Genomic DNA, 5,701 nt, shown 5'->3' on the forward strand with positions numbered 1-5,701 from the left:
CGCGCCCCCCCCCGGCGCCGGGGGGGGGGGGCGGCTACCCGGCCTCGATGCGAGATGTGTTCAGCCGAGCGGGCTGTGGCCGAGCGAGACGTTGCCGGTGAAACGGAGCTGCTTGGCGCGGGGGAGCGGGTGGAAGAGGACTCCGTGCACGTCACGGTAGCGCCGTTCGATGTCGCAGGCGCGGGAGTAGCCGAGGCCGCCGACGGTCTCCATGGCCAGGCGGACGGTGGCGATCAGCTGGTCGGCGGCGACGGTCTTGCGGCTGAGGGTGCGGGCGGCATGGGCGTCGGTGTTGTCGAAACGCAGGTCGTCGGAGTCGGCGAACATGGCCGCGGCCAGGTCGGCGGCGGTGGTGTGCGCGTTGGCCATCTCGCCTGCGGTCTGCACCACATGCGCGTCGGTGCGGCCTGCCGCCACGGTGAGGGCGGTCTGCACCGCGCCGTCGGCGATGCCGAGATAGGCGGCGACGATGAGCGGCATGGCCGCGCCGATCACGGTGTTCAGCAGTGGCGGCCAGACGTCGGCGGGACGGATGAGCGAGACCGCCGCGTCGGGGACGAAGACGTCCTCGAGCACCACGGTGTGCGATCCGGTGGCGCGCAGACCGAGGGTGTCCCAGGTCTGCTCGATCCGCACACCGGGCGCGGAGAACGGCACGGCGCAGTGCAGCACGCGCGGGCCCTCCGGGGCCTCCTCCCAGCGGATGCTGGTCACCAGAATGGTGCCCGCCTCGCACCCGCTGGCCGGGGCCTTGCGGGCCGACACCCGGTAGCCGCCGTCCACCCGCTGCGCGTGGCCGGTGGAGTCGACCCAGTCCGAGGCGCCGGTGCTCACCAGGATCGCGCCCGCGGCGACCTTGCCGAGCACGCCGGAGGCGTCCGCGCCGTGCTTGTGCCGCCACACCTGGGTGGCGACCAGGTGGGAGTGCATGGCGAAGGCCACCGCGGTGGAGGGATCGTGACGACCGAGTTCCCGCAGGACGGCGCCCATCTCGGCGTGTGTGGCGCCGCCCCCACCGAACTCGGTGGGCACGCCCGCGGCGGTGAGGCCCTGTTCGAGCAGCAGCTCGAAGGCCGCCGGGGAGAGTTCGCCCGTGCGGTCGCGTTCGGCCGCGCCGTCGCGCAGGGATTCACCGACGAGGCGGGCCCGGTCGATCCAGGTGATGGCGCTTGGCCCGTCCGGGGCGGAGCCATTCGTCGTGGAGCCGATTGCCACGGTGGCGGGACTGGTCACGGTGGCGGGGCCGGTTGTGCTGGCGGGGCCGGCTGTGGTGTCGGGGCCGGCCGGGTTGATTTCGGGAGTCTGCGTGGCAGCGGTAGTGGTCATGTTTCGAAGCTAGGAAGCGCCGCGATAACCGGATAGTCCAGGAAATGAACTCCTCCGGTGCACCAGAAGGACCGGCGACTCGCGAGGTGGAGGCCTTATGACGAACCCGACCACGCTGAACGGCTCGACGGCGGAGACCGCCGAGGCGGTGTCCCAGGGCGCGGGCTACGGCCAGTACTGTCCGATCTCGCGGGCGCTGGACCTGCTCGGCGAACGCTGGTCGCTGCTGATCCTGCGCGATCTGGTGCTGGGCAGCACCCGCTTCAACGATCTGGCCCGCGGCCTGCCCGGCCTGTCGCGCAGCCTGCTGGCCAAGCGGCTGCGCCAGTTCGAGCGCGCCGGACTGGTGCGCAAGACCGGCACCCACTACGTGCTCACCGAGGCGGGCCACGACTTGGAGCCGATTCTCTTCGGCCTGGCCGAGTGGGGCGCGAAATGGACCTTCGGCGAGCCCGACCCCGCCGAACTCGACCCCGACCTGCTGGTCTGGTGGATGCACACCCGGCTCGACACCTCCGGCCTGCCCGGCCGCCGCCAGGTGTTCGCGGTGCGCTTCACCGACGATCCGCGCCGTTACTGGATCGTCGTCGACTGCGGCGCGCCCTCGGTCTGCGTGACCGATCCCGGCTTCGATGTCGACGCCACCATCGTCTCCGACGTGTCCTCGCTCTACCAGGTCTGGCTCGGCCGGATGCCGGTGCCGCACGCCCTGCGCTCCGGCAAGCTCGCCTTCACCGGCCCGTCGGCGCTGACCCGGAGAATGCCCGACGTGCTGCGGCTGAGCCCGGTCGCGCCGTATTTCGCCACCCCGCTGCACGCGGAGGCCAGCGCCTGATCGCCGGTCGGCTCAGGTGAGCTCGAGCGTAGCCGCGCCGAAGGAGACGTCGAAACGATCGCACCAGATCGACACGCTCGGCACCGCCGCGAGATCGACCCCGGCCGGGATCGGATAGTTCTGGTCGCCGCGATTGCCCTTCAACCGACCGAGATCGACGTGCTCGCCGTCGTCGAAGACGTGCCAGCCGTCCCGCCCGTCCAGCACCGGCGCGTCGGCGAGCCAGACATGCAGATCCGGGCCGTCGGAGGTGTCCAGATTCTCCAGGCGCAGCACACGCGAGCCGTCGGGCAGCTCGAGCGCGACGACCGTGCCAGAAGTGGCGTGCTCGTGGGAGATGAACGCGCCTCGTGCGAGCACCGACGGCTCGGCCGGAGCGCCGCCGTCCACCACGACCTCCGGTGCGGCCTCCCGCACCGTGGTCGAGGTGAACAGCCGCCACGGCTCGAACACGGCGGCCGCGGCCACGAGCGCGATCACCGCCACGCCGACCAGCGCCCAGGTGATCGGGGAGCGGGCGAGGGAACGGGCCGAGGCCATGGGGTCCTCCCTGTTTCGGCGTGCCCGTCAGAGATTGCCGACGATGTGCTCGAGTCGCCGCGCCACCAGTTCGCGCGCCTGCTCGCGCAGCGCGGGCCGGTAGCCGCTCGGATACACCTGGTCGCCGGGCTGGTAGTTCTTGAGCACCTCCCTGGCCAGGGTGATCTTGTGCACCTCGGTCGGCCCGTCGGCCAGGCCCATCACCTCGGCGTAGGTCAACATGTCGACGAACGGCAGGTCGGTGCTGACGCCGATGGCGCCGTGCAGGTGCAGCGCGCGCTGGGCGATGTCGTGCATGACCTTGGGCATGGCGACCTTGATGGCGGCGATGTCCTTGCGCACCTTCAGGTAGTCCTGCTCCTTGTCGATGCGCCAGGCGGTGCGCAGCACGAGCAGGCGGAACTGCTCCATCTCGATCCAGCTGTCGGCGATGCGCTCCTGGGTCATCTGCAATCCGGCCAGCGGGCCCTTGCGCATCTGCCGCGAGACCGCGCGCTCGCACATCATGTCGAAGGCCTTACGCACCAGCGCGACCGTGCGCATGGCGTGGTGCACCCGGCCGCCGCCGAGACGGGTCTGGGCCACGATGAAGCCCTGGCCCTCCTCGCCGAGCAGGTGATCGGCGGGCACTCGCACATTGTCGAACCGAAGGTGGCCCTCGTGCTCGCTGAAACCGGGCACATGGAAGTTCTTGACGATCTCCAGACCGGGGGTGTCGGCGGGCACGATGAACATCGACATGCCCTGATACGGGCTGACCTCGCGGTTGGTCACCACCATGACGATGTGGAAGGCGGCGAACTCGGCATTGGAGTTGAACCACTTCTCGCCGTTGATGATCCAGTGGTCGCCGTCGCGCACCGCGGTGGTGGTGAACAGCGTCGGGTCCGAGCCGCCGGTGGGCTCGGTCATCACGTAACAGGAGCCGATCTCACCGTCGAGCAGCGGCTGGAGGTACTTCGCCTTCTGCTCCGGGGTGCCGTAGTGGGCGAGGATCTCGGCGTTGCCGGAGTCGGGGGCCTGGCAGCCGAACACCGAGGGCGCCCAGACCGAGGTGCCGAGCACCTCGTTGAGCAGGGCCAGCTTCATCTGGCCGTAGCCGGGGCCACCGAGTTCGGGGCCGAGGTGGCAGGCCCACAGGCCCTGTTCCTTGACCTTCTCCTTCAGCGGGGCCATGAGCGCCATGGCCTCTTTGTTCGTGCGGTCGTAGGGGTTGGGGTAGACCAGGTCGAGCGGCTCCACCTCGGTGCGCACGAACTCCTCGGCCCAGTCGAGTTTCTTCTGGAACTCCGGGTCGGTTTCGAAATCCCAAGCCATGGTCAGCCTTTCGTGTGGGGGTGGGTGCGGAGACCGTCGAGGACGGTGCTCGCGAGGATGTCGGCGATCTGGTCGGGGGTGCGGCCGCCGTGCGGGCGGTACCAGAGCACCACCGTGTTCAACATGCCGAGCACGCTGTTGGTGACGACGTGGTCGGCGGTGCGCAGCACGCCCGTCGCCGCGCCGGTGTCGAGCACGTGCTGCCAGCGGTGCTGGATGCGGTCGCGCAGATCCTGCAGTTGCGCGGCGCGCTCGCCGGTCAGTGCGCCCACGTCGCGCAGCTGGATGGCGACCTGGCGGCGGTGCGCGACGATCAGGCGCACGTGGCTGCGGATCAGCGCGCGCAGGGTGGCCACGGGTTCGTCCCCGGCGGCGACGATGCGGTCGGCGTCGGCGAGCATCAGCTCGGTGTAGTCGCGCAGGATCTCCCACAGCAGCTCCTCCTTGGAACCGATGTGGTAGTACAGCGCACCGCGCTGCACGCCTGCCCGGTCGCCGATCTCGGCGACCCCGGTGCCGTGGAAACCCTTCTCCGCGAACAACTCCACCGCGGCCGCCATGATCCGCGCCCTGGTGTCGCCGGGAGCGGATGTGGCGGCGGGCGGGCGTCCACGCCTGCGCGCGGGAGCGGCCTCGGTCACCGTGCCGCCACCGTCACGGCCGGAGGGGGCGCCGTCATCGCCAGCCGCCGTCGAGGGCGAGCGTGGCGCTGGTGGCGAAGGAGGACGCCTCGGTGGCGAAGAAGAGCGCGGCGCCGACGATCTCCGTCGGCTCGCCGATGCGGCCAAGCGCGTTGCGCCGGGCGATCTCGGCGCGCAGTTCGTCGGGCCAGGCGGCGGAGATGTCGGTGGCGAACGGGCCGCACTGGATGGTGTTCACCCGGACCGTGGGGCCGAAGGTCTGTGCCAGCCCCGCGGTGAGGGCGTTCAGTCCCGCTTTCGCGGCGGCATAGGGCACGGCCAGCGGTTCCGGGGCGGCGGCCTCGATGGAGGAGATGTTGATGATGCTGCCGCCGCCGGCCGCCGCCATCCGGGCGCCGATCAGCGCCGACAGCCGGAACGGGCCCTTGAGGTTCACTCCGATCACCTTGTCGAACATCGCCTCGCTCACCTCCGCGAGGCTGGGGTAGAGCAGCGACATGCCCGCGTTGTTGACCAGCACGTCGACCCGGCCGAACTCGCCGTAGGCGGCCTCCACCAGGGCGTCGCACTGTGCCCAGTCGCTCACGTTGGCCGCTACCGGCAGCGCCCGGCGGCCGTGTTCTTCGCTGACCCGGGTGGCGAGCTCGGCGCAGTTGCCGAATTTGCGGCCCGCGATCACGACATCGGCGCCCGCGTCGGCGAAGGCCAGCACCATCTGCCTGCCGAGGCCGCGGCTGCCGCCGGTCACGAGGACGACCTTGCCGGTGAGGGGCACCCGCGCTCCTTCGATCGATGCGGCACGCGCGTGCCGCAAGAAAATGTTCCGACCAGTACATTAAAGGGGACGGCCGCCGTCGGCAAGAGCCCGCTTCCGCCAATCCGCAGCAACGCCCTCGGCCCTGGAAAAACAGCCGACTACCGGTGGGTAGTATGTATCCAGTCCTTTACCACCCGTTTATCGTAAATGAGGAAGTAGATGACAGAGCGTATTAAGGTCTGCGGTATACAGTTGGCCAGGGTTATCCACGAATTAATAGAGAAC

General features: G+C 70.1%; 6 protein-coding genes. 1 reads left to right on the forward strand and 5 read right to left on the reverse strand.

The genetic code is table 11. The features are described from left to right. Positions 1–60 precede the first annotated feature (60 nt). Positions 61–1,326: an acyl-CoA dehydrogenase family protein gene (locus tag QH283_RS22435; protein WP_280504936.1), complete on the reverse strand. Its 1,266-nt coding sequence runs from the start codon at positions 1,324–1,326 to the stop codon at positions 61–63. Between the two features lie 97 nt (positions 1,327–1,423). Between QH283_RS22435 and QH283_RS22440 the strand changes: the two genes are divergently transcribed. Next, on the forward strand, positions 1,424–2,161 hold the full coding sequence (locus tag QH283_RS22440) for a winged helix-turn-helix transcriptional regulator (RefSeq protein WP_280504937.1): 738 nt from the start codon (positions 1,424–1,426) through the stop codon (positions 2,159–2,161). A gap of 12 nt (positions 2,162–2,173) precedes the next feature. Here the strand turns inward: QH283_RS22440 and QH283_RS22445 are convergent, their stop codons facing one another. Genes QH283_RS22445 through QH283_RS22460 form a run of 4 tightly spaced genes read right to left on the reverse strand, consistent with a single transcriptional unit; the run spans position 2,174 to position 5,434 of the window. Continuing rightward, complete coding sequence (locus tag QH283_RS22445; RefSeq protein ID WP_280504938.1) at positions 2,174–2,701, reverse strand: DM13 domain-containing protein; 528 nt, start codon at positions 2,699–2,701, stop codon at positions 2,174–2,176. A gap of 27 nt (positions 2,702–2,728) precedes the next feature. Beyond that, entirely contained in the window at positions 2,729–4,018 is a 1,290-nt protein-coding gene (locus tag QH283_RS22450) for an acyl-CoA dehydrogenase family protein (RefSeq protein WP_280504939.1), read from the reverse strand. Positions 4,019–4,020: 2 nt separating this feature from the next. Next, the gene (locus QH283_RS22455; protein ID WP_280504940.1) at positions 4,021–4,659 is read right to left on the reverse strand and encodes a TetR/AcrR family transcriptional regulator; all 639 of its coding nucleotides are present in this window, start codon (positions 4,657–4,659) and stop codon (positions 4,021–4,023) included. A 34-nt stretch (positions 4,660–4,693) separates the two neighbouring features. After that, complete coding sequence (locus QH283_RS22460) at positions 4,694–5,434, reverse strand: SDR family NAD(P)-dependent oxidoreductase (RefSeq protein WP_280504941.1); 741 nt, start codon at positions 5,432–5,434, stop codon at positions 4,694–4,696. Positions 5,435–5,701: the final 267 nt, after the last annotated feature.

It is taken from the genome of Nocardia farcinica, from assembly GCF_029867845.1.
Lineage (GTDB): Bacteria > Actinomycetota > Actinomycetes > Mycobacteriales > Mycobacteriaceae > Nocardia > Nocardia farcinica_A.

What these genes read in the sequence shown, in the direction of transcription:
- QH283_RS22435 (WP_280504936.1), bottom strand. Translation starts at nt 1,326, where the DNA reads ATGACCACTACCGCTGCCACGCAGACTCCCGAAATCAACCCGGCCGGC.
- QH283_RS22440 (WP_280504937.1), top strand. Translation starts at nt 1,424, where the DNA reads ATGACGAACCCGACCACGCTGAACGGCTCGACGGCGGAGACCGCCGAG.
- QH283_RS22445 (WP_280504938.1), bottom strand. Translation starts at nt 2,701, where the DNA reads ATGGCCTCGGCCCGTTCCCTCGCCCGCTCCCCGATCACCTGGGCGCTG.
- QH283_RS22450 (WP_280504939.1), bottom strand. Translation starts at nt 4,018, where the DNA reads ATGGCTTGGGATTTCGAAACCGACCCGGAGTTCCAGAAGAAACTCGAC.